18 protein-coding genes and 2 tRNA genes are annotated in these 20,090 nt (G+C 44.0%); 11 read left to right on the top strand and 9 right to left on the bottom strand.

Annotated elements, in window-relative coordinates:
• The first annotated feature begins 141 nt into the window (after positions 1-141).
• The 7 genes from ACK8P8_RS19935 (at position 142) to ACK8P8_RS19965 (ending at position 5,532) form a co-directional block, all read left to right on the top strand.
• The gene (locus ACK8P8_RS19935) at positions 142-894 is read left to right on the top strand and encodes an outer membrane lipoprotein-sorting protein (protein ID WP_099291944.1); all 753 of its coding nucleotides are present in this window, start codon (positions 142-144) and stop codon (positions 892-894) included.
• Between the two features lies 1 nt (position 895).
• On the top strand, positions 896-2,110 hold the full coding sequence (locus tag ACK8P8_RS19940) for an ABC transporter permease (RefSeq protein ID WP_099291943.1): 1,215 nt from the start codon (positions 896-898) through the stop codon (positions 2,108-2,110).
• On the top strand, positions 2,107-3,339 hold the full coding sequence (locus ACK8P8_RS19945; RefSeq protein WP_410026165.1) for an ABC transporter permease: 1,233 nt from the start codon (positions 2,107-2,109) through the stop codon (positions 3,337-3,339). The genes ACK8P8_RS19940 and ACK8P8_RS19945 overlap by 4 nt, the downstream gene beginning before the upstream one ends.
• A 90-nt stretch (positions 3,340-3,429) precedes the next feature.
• Positions 3,430-4,113, top strand: coding sequence for an ABC transporter ATP-binding protein (locus tag ACK8P8_RS19950; protein WP_410026166.1), 684 nt, complete (start codon positions 3,430-3,432; stop codon positions 4,111-4,113).
• The gene (locus ACK8P8_RS19955; protein ID WP_410026167.1) at positions 4,110-5,267 is read left to right on the top strand and encodes a hypothetical protein; all 1,158 of its coding nucleotides are present in this window, start codon (positions 4,110-4,112) and stop codon (positions 5,265-5,267) included. The genes ACK8P8_RS19950 and ACK8P8_RS19955 overlap by 4 nt, the downstream gene beginning before the upstream one ends.
• Positions 5,268-5,372: 105 nt before the next feature.
• Positions 5,373-5,454, top strand: a tRNA-Tyr gene (locus ACK8P8_RS19960).
• 5 nt (positions 5,455-5,459) lie between these two features.
• Positions 5,460-5,532 (top strand) — tRNA-Gly (locus ACK8P8_RS19965).
• Positions 5,533-5,663: 131 nt separating this feature from the next.
• Here ACK8P8_RS19965 and ACK8P8_RS19970 read toward each other — a convergent pair.
• From ACK8P8_RS19970 to ACK8P8_RS19980, 3 genes are all read right to left on the bottom strand, one after another.
• The gene (locus ACK8P8_RS19970) at positions 5,664-5,861 is read right to left on the bottom strand and encodes a hypothetical protein (protein WP_099291938.1); all 198 of its coding nucleotides are present in this window, start codon (positions 5,859-5,861) and stop codon (positions 5,664-5,666) included.
• Positions 5,862-6,063: 202 nt separating this feature from the next.
• On the bottom strand, positions 6,064-7,098 hold the full coding sequence (locus ACK8P8_RS19975; protein WP_410026168.1) for an AI-2E family transporter: 1,035 nt from the start codon (positions 7,096-7,098) through the stop codon (positions 6,064-6,066).
• A gap of 116 nt (positions 7,099-7,214) precedes the next feature.
• A complete protein-coding gene (locus ACK8P8_RS19980) occupies positions 7,215-7,883 on the bottom strand; it encodes a Crp/Fnr family transcriptional regulator (protein WP_410026169.1) in 669 nt (222 codons plus the stop codon).
• 221 nt (positions 7,884-8,104) lie between these two features.
• On the opposite strand from ACK8P8_RS19980, the gene hcp reads away from it, so the two are divergent.
• A complete protein-coding gene (gene hcp, locus ACK8P8_RS19985; RefSeq protein WP_099294445.1) occupies positions 8,105-9,748 on the top strand; it encodes a hydroxylamine reductase in 1,644 nt (547 codons plus the stop codon).
• A gap of 155 nt (positions 9,749-9,903) precedes the next feature.
• On the opposite strand, the gene ACK8P8_RS19990 is transcribed toward hcp, so the two are convergent.
• The gene (locus ACK8P8_RS19990; protein WP_186978537.1) at positions 9,904-10,689 is read right to left on the bottom strand and encodes a C40 family peptidase; all 786 of its coding nucleotides are present in this window, start codon (positions 10,687-10,689) and stop codon (positions 9,904-9,906) included.
• A 133-nt stretch (positions 10,690-10,822) separates the two neighbouring features.
• Here ACK8P8_RS19990 and ACK8P8_RS19995 point away from each other — a divergent pair, with 133 nt between their 5' ends.
• Together ACK8P8_RS19995 and rlmD are read left to right on the top strand one after the other, a co-directional pair.
• The gene (locus tag ACK8P8_RS19995; RefSeq protein ID WP_099291934.1) at positions 10,823-11,518 is read left to right on the top strand and encodes an SIR2 family NAD-dependent protein deacylase; all 696 of its coding nucleotides are present in this window, start codon (positions 10,823-10,825) and stop codon (positions 11,516-11,518) included.
• Positions 11,519-11,636: 118 nt separating this feature from the next.
• A complete protein-coding gene (gene rlmD, locus ACK8P8_RS20000; protein WP_186978536.1) occupies positions 11,637-13,040 on the top strand; it encodes a 23S rRNA (uracil(1939)-C(5))-methyltransferase RlmD in 1,404 nt (467 codons plus the stop codon).
• A 57-nt stretch (positions 13,041-13,097) separates the two neighbouring features.
• On the opposite strand, the gene ACK8P8_RS20005 is transcribed toward rlmD, so the two are convergent.
• Entirely contained in the window at positions 13,098-15,113 is a 2,016-nt protein-coding gene (locus tag ACK8P8_RS20005; RefSeq protein ID WP_410026170.1) for an LruC domain-containing protein, read from the bottom strand.
• A gap of 381 nt (positions 15,114-15,494) precedes the next feature.
• Here ACK8P8_RS20005 and ACK8P8_RS20010 point away from each other — a divergent pair, with 381 nt between their 5' ends.
• Positions 15,495-16,064, top strand: coding sequence for an AAA family ATPase (locus ACK8P8_RS20010; protein ID WP_186978576.1), 570 nt, complete (start codon positions 15,495-15,497; stop codon positions 16,062-16,064).
• Between the two features lie 224 nt (positions 16,065-16,288).
• Here the strand turns inward: ACK8P8_RS20010 and ACK8P8_RS20015 are convergent, their stop codons facing one another.
• The 4 genes from ACK8P8_RS20015 to ACK8P8_RS20030 form a co-directional block, all read right to left on the bottom strand.
• On the bottom strand, positions 16,289-16,732 hold the full coding sequence (locus ACK8P8_RS20015; RefSeq protein ID WP_186978534.1) for a LytR/AlgR family response regulator transcription factor: 444 nt from the start codon (positions 16,730-16,732) through the stop codon (positions 16,289-16,291).
• Between the two features lie 133 nt (positions 16,733-16,865).
• Positions 16,866-17,009 carry a hypothetical protein gene (locus tag ACK8P8_RS20020; protein WP_176554903.1) on the bottom strand — a complete coding sequence of 48 codons (144 nt, stop codon included), beginning with the start codon at positions 17,007-17,009 and terminating at the stop codon, positions 16,866-16,868.
• A gap of 95 nt (positions 17,010-17,104) precedes the next feature.
• On the bottom strand, positions 17,105-19,108 hold the full coding sequence (locus ACK8P8_RS20025) for a TlpA family protein disulfide reductase (RefSeq protein WP_186978533.1): 2,004 nt from the start codon (positions 19,106-19,108) through the stop codon (positions 17,105-17,107).
• A 44-nt stretch (positions 19,109-19,152) separates the two neighbouring features.
• Positions 19,153-20,079, bottom strand: coding sequence for a hypothetical protein (locus tag ACK8P8_RS20030; protein WP_186978532.1), 927 nt, complete (start codon positions 20,077-20,079; stop codon positions 19,153-19,155).
• Positions 20,080-20,090: the final 11 nt, after the last annotated feature.

Below are 20,090 nucleotides of genomic sequence, written 5' to 3' on the forward strand. Positions count from 1 at the left end.
AATTAAATCTTGTCACCCGTTTTCTAATTTTTCCTGTCGTAAATAAGACTTTAAAAATTAATGTAAATGAAGTACCCTATTTTAAGACCTCGTTCGTTATAGACGAGAAAGACGAAATATAACTAAACTAATAACAGCAAGATGACTAGAAGATTAATCATTACCTGTTGCGTGTTGCTATTCGGCGGAAGCCTGCACGCACAAGAACTCACCGCGAAGGAAATCATGGAGAAAGTGACGAGTAACAAACAAGGAGAAACTCTTTACTCGGAAGTCACCATGACAATCGTACGCCCGACGTGGACAAGGGAAGTCGGTATAAAAAACTGGACGAAAGGAGAGAAATATTCACTCATCCTCATCACCTCACCAGCGAAGGACAAAGGACAAGCGTTCTTGAAAAGAGAAAAAGACTTGTGGAACTGGATGCCGAGCATCGACCGGATGGTAAAAATGTCCTCGTCCGTTATGGGACAATCGTGGATGGGAAGCGATTTCACGAACGACGATATGACGAAACACTCGTCCAAGATAGAAGACTACACGCACGAACTGAACGGAACGGAAGAAGTGAGAGGACACGAGTGCTACAAACTGACGCTGGTTCCCAAGGAAGACGCCGCCGTGGTGTGGGGCAAAATCGTGGTGTGGATTACCAAGAAAGACTTTATCGAGGTCAAATCCGAATTTTACGACGAGGACGGCGTGCTGATCAACACGTACAACGGTCATGACATCAAAGAAATACAGGGACGGAAAATTCCCACCCGACTGGAAGTCATCCCGGCTGACAAGCCGAACCAGAAGACCGTTCTGACCGTACACAAGAACGAGTTCGACAAGCCCATGAGTGATAGTTTCTTTTCCCAACAAAACATGAAAAAACTCCGGTAACATGATAAAACTCGCTTGGCGAAATATATGGCGTAATTCCCGCAGAACGGGAATCACGGTGGCATCCGTGTTTTCTGCCGTGTTATTCAGCATTTTGACAATATCCTTGTCCGATGGCAGCTGGAACAAGTTAATGGATAACTTGTTGCGCACGCAAGTCGGACACATCGAAATTCACCGGCAGGGATACTGGGAAGAGAAGAGTATCGACAATTACATGACCATGGATGCCGCCATGATCGAACAACTCCGCACCCTCCCCCACATCACGAACGTATCGCCCCGGGTAGAAACGTTCGCCATGATTTCCTCGGACAAAACCACGAAAGGCGTCGGTATCGTGGGCATCGATCCCGCGCAGGAAGAACTCAAATCGTCGTTGTCACAACGAGTGACACGAGGGAAATACCTCCGGCAAGACGACGACGGGATACTGCTCGGCAAGGGGTTGAGCGAATACCTGCAAGTGGAAGTCGGCGACACGGTAGCCCTCATGGGACAGGGATACCACGGGACGAACGCTATCGGGTTGTTCCCGGTACGTGGGATCGTGTCGATCATCATCCCGGAAATGGACAAAGGATTCCTCTACATGACATTGCCCGCCGCCCATGCGTACATCAATATGCCGGACGGGTACAGCGGGATGCTCATATCCATTGACGAGGACGAGAACCAAGAGGAAGCCTTTGCCGCCGTGCAGGAGCGGGTGGCGGGCGCACCGTACGACGTGATGCGCTGGCAGGAATCAATGGAGAGCCTGCTGACACAGTCGAGAGCAAACAAAGTATTCTCGAAAATCATCATGTTTATCCTATACGTGATCGTGGGCTTCGGCATCCTCGGGACGGTGATCATGATGACGAACGAACGCCGGCACGAGTTCGGGGTGGTCGTGGCACTGGGAATGAAACGGCAAATCCTGTCAAACGTGGTATGCCTTGAACTGTTTTTCATGACGCTGCTGGGTGCATGTCTGGCTATCGCGGTGAGCATTCCTATCACGTATTATTTCAGCTATTACCCGATACAGCTCACGGGAGAACTGGCGGAAATCGCCCTCGGTTACGGCATGGAGCCCGTGATACCCACGGCGACAAGCACGTATATTTACGTGAACCAAGCCTTAGTGATCTTGTTTATCACGTGCCTAACAAGCATTTACCCCATCAGTAAAATACTCCGTTTAAAAGTCAATAAAGCCATACGCCCATGAAAATAACTTTAATGCTCGTGCGCCTGTCATGGAAAAACATCTGGCGCAATAAATTCCGCAGTATACTTATCCTTAGCGCAATAGCTATTGGGTTGTTCGCGGGAACCTTCACCATAGCATTCGTCACGGGTTGGGGACGGGCAACAATCGAGACAGAAATATGCAATCAACTATCGCACACGCAGATACACACGCCGGAATTTAGCTACAATTACGACATCAACTCATACTTCATGCGGGATAGGGTGAAACCGATAATAGATTCCGTGACGGGATTGGAAAGCGTCACGTATCGCTTGAAACTGTACGGGGTGCTTGCCTCCGCCTCGAATACCGTGGGGGCTTTCGTGCACGCTATCGACCCGGCGGAAGAAAAAGCAACCACAACGCTCCACCAGTATATCCCCGATTCGCTGGGGACATTTCTGGAAAGCGGCAAATTACCTGTCGTCATCAGCCAACGGGTAGCCAAGAAACTGAAAGCGCGCTTGCGGTCAAAAGTAGTACTTTCCATTCAAGACGTGAACGGTGATATGCAAAGCATGGCGTTCCGCGTGGGCGGAATATTCAAAACAAATAACAGCATGTTCGACGAGTCCACGATCTTTGTCAGGAAAAGCGACATCCTCCCCTACACCGGTCTGCCGGAAGGCGCCGCCCACGAGGTCGCGATACTCGCCGCCAGTGTTGACGAGGGGAAAAAGGTCACGGAAGCCGTGACTGCCGCACTCCAGGACATGGACGTGCAAGGATGGAACAAACTCCAACCCGCCCTCGGGCTGATGTACGCATGGACAGACCTGATCAACGTGATTATTCTGTCGATATTCTTGATAGCCCTCTCGTTCGGTATCGTGAACACGATGCTCATGGCTGTACTGGAACGGACGAAAGAACTGGGTGTACTCGCCTGCATCGGGATGAACAAACGAAACATATTCAAAATGGTGATGTTCGAGACACTATGCCTCACCGTCGTGGGGAGTGCCGCCGGTATCCTGCTGGCACTCTGGGTAATCGGGTACACGGGGCAACATGGCATAGATCTCGGGTTCATGCTCAACGCGAATTACGAACGATTCGGGTTCAGTTCGGTCGTCTACCCGTTCTTATTTCCTAAAGCCTTCATGGAAATCGTTATACTCGTGGTTATCACGGGCATCGTGTCAGCGATCTACCCCGCCCGAAAAGCGCTGAAGATCAATTCATGGGAAGCTACAAAGAGTTAAAGAGAGCTTGAAAGACGGTAATAGAAATTAAGAATGTAGAATGAAGCGTTGGCAAGTGGGGAGAAATTTAAAATCTAAAATTAATGTGTCATGCCAATTATAGAAACTAAAAACTTATACAAGACTTACAAAGACGAAATGTCTGAAGTACACGCTGTCGATGATGTCAATATCAGTATCTCCGAGGGAGAATTCACGGCCATCGTGGGACCTTCGGGTTCCGGGAAGACCACCTTGTTGAACCTGATCGGGGGACTAGACACGCCGACCTCCGGCAACTTATATATCGACGGGCAGGATATCTCGCTATTGAAACCCAAAGAAATGGTCGATTTCCGTTTACACAATATCGGGTTTGTATTCCAGTCTTTCAATCTTATCCCCGTGTTGAGCGCCAAGGAAAACGTCGCGTTCGTCATGGAATTGCAAGGACGCAAAAAAAGCGAACGGGACGAGCGTGCCCAAGAATTGCTGGAATCCGTCGGTTTGGGAGATCGCTCCAACAGCCGCCCCTCCAAGCTTTCCGGGGGACAACAGCAACGCGTGGCAGTAGCCCGCGCGCTAGCATCAAAACCCAAATTCATCCTCGCCGACGAACCGACAGCAAACTTGGATAGTAAATCCGCGGAGAATCTTCTGGACATGATGGAAAAGCTGAACGAGAAGGAGAATATCACGTTCGTGTTCTCCACGCATGACCCTCGAATCATGGCAAAAGCAAGGCGAATCATTACCCTTGAAGACGGTAAAATCATAAACGACATCGTGAAATGAAAAAATATATTGTTCTTTTTTGTGTTATCATTTTGTCAAAGAACCTCTTCTCGCAAGAGGTTCAAAAACCCGAATTCTCGGGCTACGTGAACGAAATGTTTTCCATGTTCACCGAGAATCTGGACGATTCATGGTACTGGCAAAACATCGTGCACAACCGCCTGACATTCGGTTGGCAACCCGGGGAGTGTTGGAGAATCGACGCAGGAATACGAAACCGATTGTTTAGCGGCGACTTTCTCGACATTCCCGGGTACGCCCAAAGAATGGAAACGGACAATGGCTACATGGATTTATCGTGGAACATCATGGACGAGAAGAATGCCCTGTTGAACCTAACCTGCGACCGCCTCTATTTCACTTTCGAGAAAGGGAGATGGTGCCTGAAACTGGGCAGGCAACGGGTAAACTGGGGACAAACTTTCGTGTGGAACGCGAATGATCTCTTCAACAGTTACTCGTTCTTCGACTTCGACTACATCGAGCGTCCCGGTTGCGACGCGTTCCGGGGAACGTATTATCACGACGAAACTTCTTTCAGCGAAGTCGTTGTTTCTCTCGACAACTCGAAAAAGGTTACCGCCGCCTTTTTACACCACGGTACGATCAAAAACTTCGACTTCCAAGTCATGGTAGGGATTCAATCGGAAGACGACTTTGTCATCGGCGGGGCCATGACCGGAGATATCAGGGGCGTGAACCTGCGCGGGGAACTCGCTTATCGCCAACCACTGGACAACTTCGGTAAATCGAGCGGTATCATCGAGGCTTCCTTCGGTGCCGATTACCTGTTTTCCAATAAAATCATGTTACAGGGAGAAGTGATGTACAATAATAAAGAGAGTATTTTCTCGTTGAAGAATATCCTCAAATTCGTACTCAATCCCTCGTCGGCAAACATCATGACCGCCATGAACGATTGGAACGCCGTCGCGATGGTCTTCTATCCCCCAACCGACCGATTGTCACTATCCCTGTCGGGGATGTACATGTCCGGACTGGAAACTTGTTTTGCCGGATTTATCATGGATTATTCCCTGTGGAACAACCTCGATTTCTCCATTATCTCACAGTATTTCACCACAGTAGGCGACACCATCCCCATCGACGTGAGAGCGTGGTTCGGTTTCGCCCGCCTAAAGTTTTCATTCTAACCCCAAGATTTATCGCTAAAAACTACAAAAAAAAATAACTCTAACTATTGCGTCAAAACCAAAAAGCTGTATATTTGCAGCCGAAACAAATGTTCTTTGAACAAAGGGGAGATACCAAAGTGGCCAACTGGGGCTGACTGTAACTCAGCTGACATCGTCTTCGTAGGTTCGAATCCTGCTCTCCCCACATTCGCGGAAATAGCTCAGTCGATAGAGCACTAGCCTTCCAAGCTGGGGGTCGCGGGTTTGAGTCCCGTTTTCCGCTCTCATTTTAAAGCACTTACGAAGGTAGGTGCTTTTTGCTTTTAAACGGTTTTCATGAAGTTTTGAGCATTTATTTAAACCAAGGTTTAAACCGAGATTTAGGATAGTACAATGCCTCCTGAAATATAATATTCACGGATGCCTTTTTTTATAGTTCTCTATACGAATATCTCTTTCTTCTTGAGGCATATCGGCAGGAAATTCAAAGGTTGTTCGTGCACTGATCGTCACGTGAACTACCTCTCCGACTTTTTTCTTGTACTCTTTAAGTACGTTATCTACTGACTGCATAGATTGATATTTCTCGGGACGCACGTTATCACTTTTCATTTCTTGAATTTTATATATTAAAATACATTACCTTCATCAAGTACAGATTTTTATTTGTACTTGGTCTAAAACCACGGATTAGAGAAAGAGGACAATTAAAGGTGAGCGCTACTTTATAATAATAAAAAGAAGGACTGAAACAATAATGATTCAAAACTCTAAATCGTATCAAAGATAATACAATATTTGAATAAAACAAATTCTATTCCTTGATTTTATGAATATAACGTGAATCACCACCCAAATACTCTTCTTTAAATATATTCACGCAGAAAGCGAAAATAGCCAACAAGAGGGGACCGAAAATCACACCCATAAAACCGAATAACGAAAGCCCGATAATCACACCGAAGATCGTGATCAAAGGATGCGTGTCCGCCATTTTCTTTTGCAGCATAAAACGCACGAGATTATCCACGTTGGCAATCACGACAACCGCGTAAATTGTCAAACCGATAGCGGCTCCCCAGTGTCCCGACAACCCGAGAAACAGAGCCAGCGGTATCCATATTAATGCCGTCCCCACGATCGGGATAATCGTGGCAAAACAAGAAAGGAATCCCCAAAGAAAAGGGTTCGGCACCCCGAAAATAAAATACCCAATCATCGCAACTATCCCTTGTATCAATGCCAACAACGGAATACCGATGGCATTGGACTTCACGATCATGTTGAACTCGTGCAGAATATTCCGCTTATTCCGTTTATTAAAAGGCAGAATATCACTCACGTACTCTTCCATTCGGGTTCCCCCGATCAGCATAAAATAAAGCACGAAAAGAAGCACGACCACGTTAATGGCGAAACTACTGATACTCCCCATTAACATTTGCCCTATCTTGGGCAACATCGCAAGTAAAGAATCCACGTTTTCCTTACTCATCACGTCATACCCGACACGTTGTTCGATAAGATCCGCCACGTGTTCGACAGGCGCAATCAGGCTATGGGGATCGAGATTGATTGCCTGCAACTTGTTCACGAATACCCAAACCACCAGAGACAATGGCACGAGGAAGCAAAGAATGGTTTCCATAAGCAAGAGCACCGCCATCCAACTCCGACGCATACGTTTTTTTACTGTTAGGTATAACATCTGACCGCGTAACAAGATATAAATAGTCATCGCTCCCAGTATACCGCTGATAAACGGTAACGCTTCAAAAAATATAATCGTCCCCAACAACAGAATAATGATCACGAGGGAATATCTCCAGTATTGTTCTTTCAAGCTCATATTACTTTATTTACAGTTAATCAAATCGTCAGCAAACAGATGAATCATACTGTCCGCCTACACCGTTTTTTAACGAAATAAAGAATAAAAATGTTATTATTAAACTGCTGAAATTATTACATCATTGCCCGGCGCAAAGCTTGTCGGTCGAGAATGGTTATCTCCCGGCGATTCACAACAATTAATCCCTCGTCCGCCAACTCGTACAATACCTTTGCCAACGCGGGACGGGTAACCCCGAAATACTCTGCCAGTTCTTGTTGCGATTTATCCAACACGACGTTCTCGTTCCCGGCAGAAGCCAGCTCCAGTATGTAATGGATTAATTTTCCCCGAATCGTTTTGAAAGAAAGGAATTGCAATCGTCCCGTCAAGAATGTTGTCCGGTTGGAGTTGACGGAAAGAAAGTTCCGCATGAAGACTTCGTAACGCGCCAACTGTCGGAATACCGATTCTTTCGTGGCGATAAAAAACTCGGTTGCTTCTGCCACCGTTGCAGTCACCGGGAAATGGTTGTCCCCGGCGAAAAGGAACGCGGGAGCAAGAGCCCGCGGCGCCCGTATCGTTTCAATACGCAACATAGCTCCCGAATCGTCGGTCATCTCCGCCTTTACTTCCCCTTCCAACAGAATATACAGAAAACGGCAAGCTTCCCCCTGCCGGAACACGACCTCGTCCCGACCGTAATTTTTGACCGTGTAATCAAACCCCTCTAAAAAGCGTTCCCGTTCATTCTCCGGGATACCGACACATAGCGGACAATCAAAAAAACGAACTAATGCCATACCTGTAAACTTTTGATACTCTCGCGAATATAGTACTTTATCCCCGGCATTCCATTTTTACCCGTCCTCTTTTTTAACCTTTACACGAATTCACCGTACAAATTATTGAAATTTAAACTCGGTTTGTAATTTATATTACAATTATTGTTTCCTCGCACCCTTACATTCGCGATAAACAAGAGAAAAATAATATTCATTTAACACGCTAGACTATGGAAAAAATGTTTTGTTATCAATGCCAAGAAACCGCGAAAGGTACGGGATGCACCGTACGCGGCGTATGCGGAAAAACTCCCGACGTGGCTAATTTACAGGATTTACTGTTATTTGTACTGAAAGGAATTGCCCATTACCGGGTACAATTACGAGCTTTAAACGCCGTGGACCACACTGCCGACCGTTTCATGCTCGATGGTCTTTTCATGACAATCACGAACGCCAATTTCGACAAGCAACGTTTCATCGACAAGATCAAAGCGGCACTCGAATTGCGGGAGCAATTGAAACAAACCTTCCTCGCGAAAGGCGGAAAAATCGAAAACATCACTTTTGAAGGTGCACACTGGACAGCCTCCACGCCGGAAGAAATGGAAGCAAAAGCCGGAAACGTCGGGGTATTATCCACTGAAAACGAAGACATCCGTTCTTTACGCGAATTGCTTACCTACGGCATGAAAGGCATGGCAGCTTACACGGAGCACGCTCACAATCTCGGTCACGAGAATCCCGGCATATACGAATTTATAGACCGGGGATTGGTTGCCACGACCATTCCGCTCTCCGCAGACCAACTCGTGCAGATGGTTCTGGAATGCGGTAAAAACGGGGTGGACGCCATGGCATTACTTGACAAAGCAAACACGGACACGTACGGGAACCCGGAAATCACGAAAGTGGACATCGGTGTCAGAAAGAACCCGGGCATATTGATTAGCGGACATGACTTGAGGGATTTATACGAATTGCTGGAACAAACCGAAGGCACAGGAGTTGACGTGTACACGCACAGCGAGATGCTTCCCGCCCACTATTATCCCGCTTTCAAGAAATACAAACATTTCGCCGGGAACTATGGTAACTCGTGGTGGCGTCAGGTATATGAATTCCAACACTTCAACGGTCCGATGCTTTTCACCACGAACTGTATCGTTCCCCCGCATCCGGATGCCAACTACAAGGATCGGGTATACACGACCGGCTCAGCCGGATTCCCCGGCTTCAAACACATCGAGAGAAAACCGGGACAACCCAAGGATTTCAGCGAGATCATAGAGCACGCGAAGAAATGCCCGCCACCGGAAGAAATCGAAAATGGCAGCATCATTGGCGGATTCGCCCACAACCAAGTATTCGCTTTAGCTGACAAGGTTGTAGAAGCCGTAAAATCAGGTGCTATCCGCAAATTCTTTGTTATGGCAGGATGTGACGGTAGAATGAAGGGGCGTGAATACTATACCGAGTTCGCGCAAAAACTCCCGAAAGATACAGTAATCCTTACCGCCGGGTGTGCCAAGTACCGTTATAACAAACTTCCCCTTGGAGATATCAACGGGATACCCCGTGTATTGGACGCCGGACAATGTAACGACAGTTACTCGCTCGCCGTTATCGCACTCAAATTGAAAGAAATATTCGGCGTGGAAGACGTTAACCAGCTTCCTATCGTTTACAACATCGCGTGGTACGAGCAAAAAGCTGTTATCGTACTTCTGGCGCTACTTTATCTTGGCGTGAAGAATATCCACCTCGGACCGACTCTCCCGGGATTCCTTTCCCCGAACGTGGCAAAGGTTCTGATCGACAAATTCGGCATCGCCGGTATAACCACGGCAGACGATGACTTGAAATTTTTCTTGGAGAACTAAGAAAGAGTTTATAAAGTTTGTAAGGTTTATAAAGTTTGTAAAGTTAGGACCCCACGGGCGCTTTGTTCACGGCTGCTTTGCTGCCGATAAACCTTGTCCGAAGGACACCCGTCACTTTATAAACCTTATAAACTTTATAAACCTTATAAACTCATTTATATCATTTCCTTTACCACTTTCAACGTATGCGTGTATCTTTTTATATCCTCGTTAAAGATACCATGGTGATCAATTTTATCTATTCGTACCCGTCCCGAAGCATGGATGATTCTTCCTTGTTCCCATAGAATACCGACATGTGTAATACAACCGGAAGTATCCCCGAAGAATGCCAGATCACCGGGTTGAGCTTCTTCCAGAAAAGATAAAGTCTGTCCCTCGTTTACCTGTTTTTCCGCTTCCCGGGGAATAGTGATTCCGGCAAGCCGATACACCATTTGCACGAAACCGGAACAGTCAATTCCCTTTGGAGTCCGCCCCCCCCAAAGGTAAGGCGCGTTAAAATACATCAAAGCATATTGTATCAATAAATCTCGCACACTCTCGATGCCCACTTCACGCGGCCCCCCAAGCACAACATACTCCTCATCCCCCAAAAACATTCTTTTCGTGTAAGCATCGTAAAAAGGAAGTACGCTTCCGGCTACAATCAGACGGTTTTCCCAATCTCCTTTCTTCATGACCAAATTGAAAACCTCCCCCATAATCAGCTGGTCGGAAGCCCTATAGTTTTGCACGTAAGCCTCGTCCACTTCCCTGAATACCTTTTTCTCCACCCAACCTTCACAATTGTCATGCAACAAGCGGATGTAGAGCCACTTCTCGTCTGTTTCCAACACCTCGTATACCTCACCGAACAGCATCTGGGAAACCATCTCGCTTCGCTCCGACCGTTCCCTTCGCATGGGGGTAATACTTAAATCCGCTATTCCATAACTCATAATAATGCAAAAACCATTTTCAATCCCGCAAAAATAGGGCAAAGTTTTGAAATATCATAACGGAACATCTTTCATCGGTAAGATTTTTTAGCTAACTTGCTGACGCATTTTAGAAATAAAATCCTATTTGATTATGAAGAAGTTAGTCATTTTAACCGGGGCAGGCATGAGTGCCGAAAGCGGAATCCGTACTTTTAGGGACAGTGACGGGTTATGGGAAGAATACAATGTTATGGATGTATGTACCCCTGAAGCATGGGAACGTGATCCGGAATTAGTAAACCGTTTCTATAACGAACGCCGGAAGCAACTCTACGAGGCGCAACCGAATAACGGACATTACGGGCTTGCCGATCTGGAAAAAGACTATGACGTACAAATCATAACGCAAAACATTGACGACTTGCACGAAAGAGCCGGGAGTACCAAAGTATTACACTTGCATGGTGAACTCAAGAAAGTAAGAAGCAGCCGGAATCCCAACCTGATTTATGACCTTGACGGTTGGGAATTGAAATTCGGCACGAAAGCCGACGACGGTTCTATCCTCCGTCCCCACATTGTTTGGTTCGGGGAGGCAGTTCCCAACATAGAACCTGCCATCGACCTCGTCCGTCAAGCTGACATTCTGGTCATCATAGGGACTTCCCTAGCCGTGTACCCCGCGGCAAGCCTGTTGCATTACGCACCCGCCGGATGCCGTATCTTGTTGATCGATCCGAAAGTCCCCGAAAGCGTCAGAACCAGCAAAATCGAATTCATCGAGAAAGGTGCCTCCGAAGGCGTCAAAATCCTAAAAGAAAAACTAGCAACAATTTCAGATTTATGAATTACGATTTATGATTAAACAAAAACATTCACGTTCAAAAAAGAATCATAAATCCAAAATCATAAATCAAGAAATTGACCAAATCGTAAATCTAAAATCATAAATCTAAAATCAATTTATGTCTCGCGGTAAAAAGCCCTTACTAGAAAACGTTGAAATAAAAAAAATAGCAGCAGAAGGAAAATCCATAGCTTACGTGGATGAAAAAGTACTGTTCGTACCGAACACCGTTCCCGGCGATATCGTGGACGTGCAAGTCACCCGGAAACGTAAAAGTTTCATGGAAGGCTTTATCGTCAACTTCCGGAAATATTCCGATATCCGGACAGAACCCTTTTGTGCCCACTTCGGCGTGTGCGGCGGTTGCAAATGGCAAAACCTGCCATACCAACAGCAAACCGAGTTCAAACAGCAGGAAGTTATCGACAACTTGGAAAGAATCGGTAAAGTCGAATTACGCGACATCGCCCCAATCATCGGTTCGCCCAAAACAACCTATTACCGGAATAAACTGGAATTCACGTTCTGCAACAAACGCTTTCTCACCCGTGAGGAAATAGCAGAGGGGAATGACTTGAACCGTACTCCGGCAGTCGGTTTCCACGTTCCGGGACTCTTTGATAAAGTCATAGACATTAATAAATGTTACTTGCAAGCGGAACCTTCAAACGCTATCCGCAACTTTATCCGGGAATACACCCTCGCACGGGGTCTGAACTTCTACGACATCCGGGAACAAGCGGGATTCCTGCGCACATTGATTATCCGCACCTCTTCCACGGGAGAAGTGATGGTTATCGTTACTTTCGGCAGAGAAGACCGGGAAACAAGAGAAGCCCTGCTCCATGCTCTCGTGGAACAATTCCCGGAAATCACCTCGTTGATGTACGTCATCAACGAAAAGATGAATGACACGATCACGGATCAGGAAGTCGTGTGTTTCCACGGGCAAGATCATATCTTCGAACAAATGGAAGACTTGAAATTCAAGATAGGCCCTAAGTCTTTCTACCAAACCAACTCGGAACAGGCCTATAACCTATACGCGAAAACGAGAGAACTTGCCGGACTTACCGGAAAGGAAATCGTTTACGACTTGTACACGGGTACGGGAACCATCGCCAATTTTATTGCCCGCGATGCACAAAAAGTTATCGGTATCGAATACGTGCCGGAAGCCATCGAGGATGCGAAAATAAACTCAGCCCTCAACGGTATTGATAATACATCCTTCTATGCCGGCGACATGAAAGACGTGCTTAATGAAGAATTTATCGCCCGTCACGGTCGCCCGGATGTCATCATCACTGACCCTCCCCGTGCCGGAATGCACAAGGATGTCGTGGACACGATACTAAAAGCCGCACCGGAACGCATCGTGTACGTGAGTTGCAATTCCGCCACGCAAGCCCGTGACTTGAACCTCATGGATAGCGATTACAAAGTCATGGGAGTGCAAGCTGTTGATATGTTTCCTCACACGCATCACGTGGAAAATATCGTTCTCTTGCAACGCAGGTAAGATAAAAAGAGAGTGTGTCACTTCACACACAGACACACTCTCTTTTCATTACTTCATTTATTCTTTCGGATTCAAATACCAATCAGAATTTTCTTTACCGTTGGTTTTTACCCAATTCAAGAAACCGGGATACTTGATATTTATCAAGGCTGATTCTTCAGGAATCACAAAAGAATCCATATCCTCATCATTTTCAAAAACGAGATTTATAGCAAACGGCATTTGTTGCCCGTTCTTATCGTAAGTAATATAATAAAGATTTGCATCCGGTTCCGATCTGTCATGCCCATATCCTAAATTTTCTGTATTCAATTTTTCAGTAGGACGCATATTAGTCAGGTGCACCTCTATATCTTCCCTAGTCGTTGTGATAAAAGGATTATAAGGAGGCAAAATAAAATCTTCTTTAGATATTTTACGCCCCATGTACTTGGTCACAACAGTAAATGTTTCCTTCTCCAGATTATTTGCATATCCCGATACCTTATTAGCCAAACGAATCGTAGCCTTATCCAACTCGGGATCGACATAAGCACCTCCATTTCCACCCAAAGAAGATAAAATAGTCACCTCAACCTCACTACGCCTTACATCCAATTGATAAGCAAAACTATTATCATAAGCCGCACCCGACCACAATATGGTATAAACATCTTTCGTCTCAACCACTTCATTTTTTTGATTATAACCCACAGATGAAACATATTTCACCACGACATCATTCATGTCAAAATCACCTTGGTAAGGCCAAACATCCTCAAAAGATAATATTCCACGATAGGTCACACTAGCCGCAATGTCATTATCATCCGGCTCTTCTGGCTTCACCTCGGGAATATCCGGGGTGATCGCCTCTATTGGATCCGATTTCACGTAAAATACGACATCATTATAATCGTAATCATTCGTCCAATCTTCAAAACCAAACAATACATTATCACCACTTTTAAATAAGGCTACATGCTCTTTCTTATCGCTATTTAGTACTTTTGTGGAATAAAAATGTTTTTTTGACACATTGATTCCCCCCTTTTCATTTATTCCTGACTCGTAGCCATTATTGTATATAACCCAACCAATAGAAGTATTCTCGGGGAACTCATCTCCTAAATCTTTTCCGTCTTTCCAATAATGCAACCGAATTCCCTCACCTCTTTCCAATGCTCCATTATTTCCTTTGGGATAATGATCATGATTTTTCAGAACTTTTGAATTGGGAAATGCAATTACAATATCCTTTATATCCACAACTTTCTTGGGAGGATTTGCCGTCTCGTAACAATAATAAGCTAAAGTACTGTTTGCAGACGTATTTTCATCCACCAAACAAAGATCTATATGCGCCTTTTCAGTCACATGAATGTCCCCATTCTTGATTAAATCAGGCTTAACACCTCCACCTTCAGGCACGGCTCTATTAATCACTTTCAAAATATCGCTTGAAATCGTAACACCTTTTTCGCTATTCAAATAATCCGGACGCCCGTAAAGCTCATAGGTTTCACCATTCAACAGGTACGTCCCTTTCGTATTTTTCCAATACCCTAAACGTTCTAACCCACCGGTCTTATTGTAAACCGCATCTTTATAACCTTCATCTCCCGCACGGGCAATTAAAGATCTAGCACCAGACACTTCATCGGGATACCTTGCTTCAGATAACACTCCATTCGTAATCTCAGCAACCAATACACGGGGAACTCCCGCATAAGGACTGTAAATATACAAGTATTTTGCCGTAGCAGGAACCACAATTTTATGACTATATCTACCATTTTCATCCGTGAATCCAACGTCTACAGGTTCGATATCTCTCTTTACCACCTGTCCGTCAGCATCCAACTGCTCCGGGTCCCGCGTGTAAACCTCAAAATAAACGTTATAATTCTCCGGGACATCATACTTCACATTTAACGTGTAAGATACCCGCGTAGAGAAATCAAATACATTGTCATAATCAGGCTCGTCCGGATCATAAACTTCCTTTTTCTCACAACCTGTCATCGCCAGTAAAATTACCACCCCAGCGGCAATTACAAGCATTTTCGATTTTTCACATACACCTATATTCATTGTGTTTTTAATGTAGTATCCCCTAAAATTTTGCACAAAGGTATACAAAAAAAAACAACCAATCATCAACTATTTAGCTAAATTTTAATCAAATTCAAATATTCAAAACGAGGATAACAACCATTCACGAAAAACAAAAGAAAAAAAGAGGAAGAAATGGTGCTTACGGTCCCCCACTCGATTGCACCAGAACTTCTACCGCAATGGACGTGTCCGGTGTTAATCGGGTGTCATTCGGGAGTATTACTGGTGTTGTAGCCCGTTCTCTCCCTCTTCTCTTCCCATATTCTTCCTCTTCTCTACATCAAAGCTCTAAAATAATTAACACACAATCTAAGGAACACTGTTTCTGTAAAAATCAACCCATCAACAAAATTCTAAATTTATGCCTTTTACTCGGTATTGAAAACTGCCGACCCGTGGTTGCGTTTTATCTTTATCACGGGAGTGACGAAGTTCACGCAGATGGGGATATTCAGCAATCTCAACCAACTTGCAGATATCAGCCTCACGCGACCTTATGCCACGCTCTGCGGGTTGACACTTGCCGAGATAGAGGAGAACTTCGCACCGGAAATAGACCGACTGGTGGAGTACCACGGGGGTACCCGCAACAAAATGGTCGGGGAATTGGCACGCCGTTACGATGGATATCATTTCAGCGGTGGCAACGTGCCAGATGTCTTCAACCCGTTCAGCCTATTGAGCGTGATGGCCTTCATGGACTTCCAGAACTACTGGTTCGCCACCGGTACGCCAACATTTCTGGCACGCATGCTACAGCAGACGGATTTCGACTTACGGGAACTGGACGGCATCGAGATAACCGCCTCATCGCTCACAGACGACCGGGTATACCTCATCCCCTACTCCGCCGATAATCGAAAAACCGTAAAAGTGGGCGTGGAATTCAACGCCGAAGAACGCAATATCGGGAAATGGATTCATTAATTTCTCCCTTATCCTCGCTAGCTATTCTCTCTCTTTTCATCGGTGAAAATAGCACGAAGCGCATCGATGCCAAGCCACATTGCATTCAAATCACGGAAACAGACTATTGCATTCCAAAGAATCCATTGAAAAAAGATGAATTCGTCAATATTAAACGTGAAAACAACCAATATATAATATTAAACCTGCCCGGGAGGTTGCCTCTCGGGACGGGTTATACATGTTTATTTATTATTTTTCACGAGTTTAGATTTGTGCAAGCCTTTTACCTTTCCTAAAAAGCGGAAACGGGAGTGTAAATCCTCCCTGTAGGCAGGACTCACGGGAAAATCCTGTTTGCCGATATAGATCGTGTTCCCGACCAACCGATCCACGAGGTCAAGGCAAACGGCGTAACTCCGGTGAACCCGAACGAAATCTTCCGGGGGAAGCATCGCCAACACGTCCTTCAACGGGTGAACCACGAGCATTTTAGTACCATTCTTGAAATGAAGGTAACAATAATCACGATCCGCTTGCAACCAAGCGATATTGGAACACAAGACAATCCGGTACGCGTCATTGTACCACACGAAAAATCGATCGTTACGATAACGATCACTTACCACGACGGCAATATCTGCCGGGAGGTTGTTTTCTATCTCGACGTTAGTTTGTTTTTCTGTCATAATATTTAAATATTATGTCCCGAGAAATAAACCTCCCAACAGATTACTATTTGTATTAAAAAAGCGGCACCACAAGTAGTACCGCTTTATCTCGAACTACATCGAGGTGATTTATAGAAAAGCACGCATCGAGTTAATTTACTTGTCCCCGAATAATCTCCACGATTCGTTCGTTATTGACAACAATCATCCTGCGTTTATCACCAGTAACTCCCGACTCCAAACGATAAGTACACATCGGCACGTTGCCCCGCATCATTGTAGATAAGTACCACATATCCCTTCGTTTCGTCAATCTCTCCCAATGTTTTCCAACATTCCCCCTCCCTTCTTGGATATAATTCTATTGATTCAATGTATTTTTCAATCTCATTATTTCTCATTCCTTAACATCTCAACCACATAAATTATCTCATCCATCAAAGCGCTGGGACTTCCAGCATAGCCTTCCGAACGATAACGAATTCGCCCATTCTTGAGTATCGCTTTTTGAGGGATCCCCGAAGTCCCTGCAAACATTGATTTATATACAGCATTTCTACTATTCTTTTTGCCTGTTTGATCAACATCATAAAGAACTTCCATATTTTCAAAATTACTTCTCTTCCATAAAGCATTGATTTTATCTTTCTTGGGTAAATCTTGTGTCATAATGAAATAAAATTTCACATTACTATCCTCCTTATAATGATTAACAGCCATTTGCATTCCATCCAATGCTGCAATACAAGGTCCGCACCATAATGCCCAAAAATCAATAACTACAATATCATTCCCGAAATCTTTAGAATTCACAATACCTCCATTATGAGATTCCAAAACAAAAGGTTCGTAAGGTTCATTCACCATTTTTGCCCTAAGTTTCTCCTTTATCTTTTCCACTTCTTCTTCAGATTTTAATGACGTAAGCCACTCTTCAAAAGTAGTTGCGGGCTTCTTTCTCAAACTGCCATAATAAGCCTCTAGTTTTTTGTATATATGTGGTGTCATCTTGGATGCTTTTGCACATTCTATCATAGCCGAGGCTGCCCTCTTTTTTTGACCCAATTTTTCAAGACTTTCTATATACGCCTCATTCCCATGAGGATAAGAACGATACCTTTCTTTTTCATCGAGTAATTCCATTACATTTACAACATCTTTATATCGCCCTGCTTTTCCTGCAATTTGGGCGTACACGGCAATATTGTATCTTAAATTTAAGCGAGCAAAAATTCCCGCTTGCATAGGAGTATATTTATTATCCTGCATATATGAATACGAATTATCATTTACTTTGAGCAGCATTTGATCTATGAATTTTTTAGTGATATCAACGTAAGTTTTAGCAGGTGTAGGCAATTTCCGAATAGAATACTCTGCCGTTTTATGAAACAAATTACAAAGCATCACCATATTCATTTCCGGCAAGACTTCCGCTAATTTCTCGTACTCTCCATTTTTGTAATAATCCGCACCCATACACGAATAAAGGTTACGATAAACAAACCCTTGAGGGTAAGGATTTTTATACCATTCCGTAACTGGGAAATCTTTCCTAAATTTATCAAAGGCGTTAGCACGTTCTTCCCCTTGTAAAGAATTTATCGCTAGCCCTTGCACACGACAAGCTGTTTTACCGAATGGGAAACGATTTAAAATCAAACGATCTATACTATCCGCTTTTATTTTATCTTTCAAATCTTTCCGATACACATCACTTATCAAAATATATTCATCTTCGGATACTTGAGGCTGCCCTTGTACCGCCTCGATAAAACGTTTCACATTATCAAGATAATGCTCACCTTGAATTCGCTTCATAATCGCCCTAAGTACTCCTATATAATGTTTCCCGTACGCCCCATAATTAGAAGTTTCTTTCTGAAGCCTAAAATAAATTGCCTCATCCGAGATTTCCTTATAACTTCCATTAAAATAACTCGGTATACCAAAACCAAGCGACGGCATACGGGTTATTCCCCAAGCTAAATGCGTACCCGGCATGAAGTTTCCCGCATGCTTCCGAACAGAATAGAAAAAACCTTGATCATCATTATTATCTGTTGTATCCGGTTTTATCGTTAAAGTAGATTGAAACTTGAAAGCTACAAAACCACAATTTTCAGGAAGCGTGTACGTACCTTTCCAAATATCTCCCTCTCGTTTTAATACAACATCACCAATTGTCCACTTGTAACAATCATACGTATAAACGATTCCCACGATATCATGCTTCCCTTCCAAGGGACCACCTTTAGGATTATACGCCAAGTTTATCACACAACCTGCTACCGGTTTTTGCGGTTCGACTTCCAAACGGGAATCTTTTTGTTGCCCGAACGCAGTTGCGATTACCAGTAAATACACAATTGAAATACAAACAATTCTTTTCATTACATCCATATTTTAATTACATAATTTTTTCTTTCATTTCGCTATTACTCGTAAGTTGTATTACCTATCTTTCGGATATCTATATTGTATTTCTCCTTATAATAATTAATTAACACATTCCATTTGTTCTGAATTAATTTATACTCGGAGTTATTTAAATAGATTTCCATTTGTTCATCACTCCGGGAGAATAAATGATACAAAAAGGATTTTAGATCATTTGTTACTGCATACTTCCAAGAAGAAGGATACACGTACCATTCTTCCGCATAATTATCCCCATAATAACGACTAGGGAGAAAACCTCTTTTTCTATATGTATCCAGAGTCTTTTCTGTTAAAGGTAATTCTGGAGCTGTATTATAATCTGTTCCATCGTAAAATTCTTCAGGGATATCCAATATACCTTCTGCGATATAATAATCCCACATGGCAGTTATCAATTCCAGTTTTCTCGCCCTTTTAGTCTCGGCATTCATGGTAGTCAAATTCGCATTCATTCCTGATATCGCAACAGAATTACCATTTAACATGTAATTGTAGAGTATAAGACGTGTCATCTGAGGGGTGGAGCGATCCAAATAAATAGAATCTGCTAAAAACACGCGATAAGGTAATCCTCCTTTCTTCAAAAATTCAGGAGGAAAAAATTGCAACCAAATGGCGTCAATATAATTCAACATGGCGTCAACGTATTGTACGTCTCCCATGCTAATAACATATTTTTGAACAGCACCCGTTCCCGCTGCTTGTTTCCATAACGCATCTTTTTGTGTATAGTTATAAAGCACGTATGAATCATATGTCTCATATATCTCTTGAATACGGGCATTGGCTTCTACCGATGCATTACCCTGCGGTAACTTGTAATCCTCTATAATTTCAATAGGAATTCCTACTTCCTTGTCTTCATTACAAGAAAAAATATTCATCGAAATCAATCCTAAAATAAAATATATAGTTTTTTTCATGATTTTTACTT

Source organism: Butyricimonas muris, assembly GCF_046365375.1.
Lineage (GTDB): Bacteria > Bacteroidota > Bacteroidia > Bacteroidales > Marinifilaceae > Butyricimonas > Butyricimonas muris.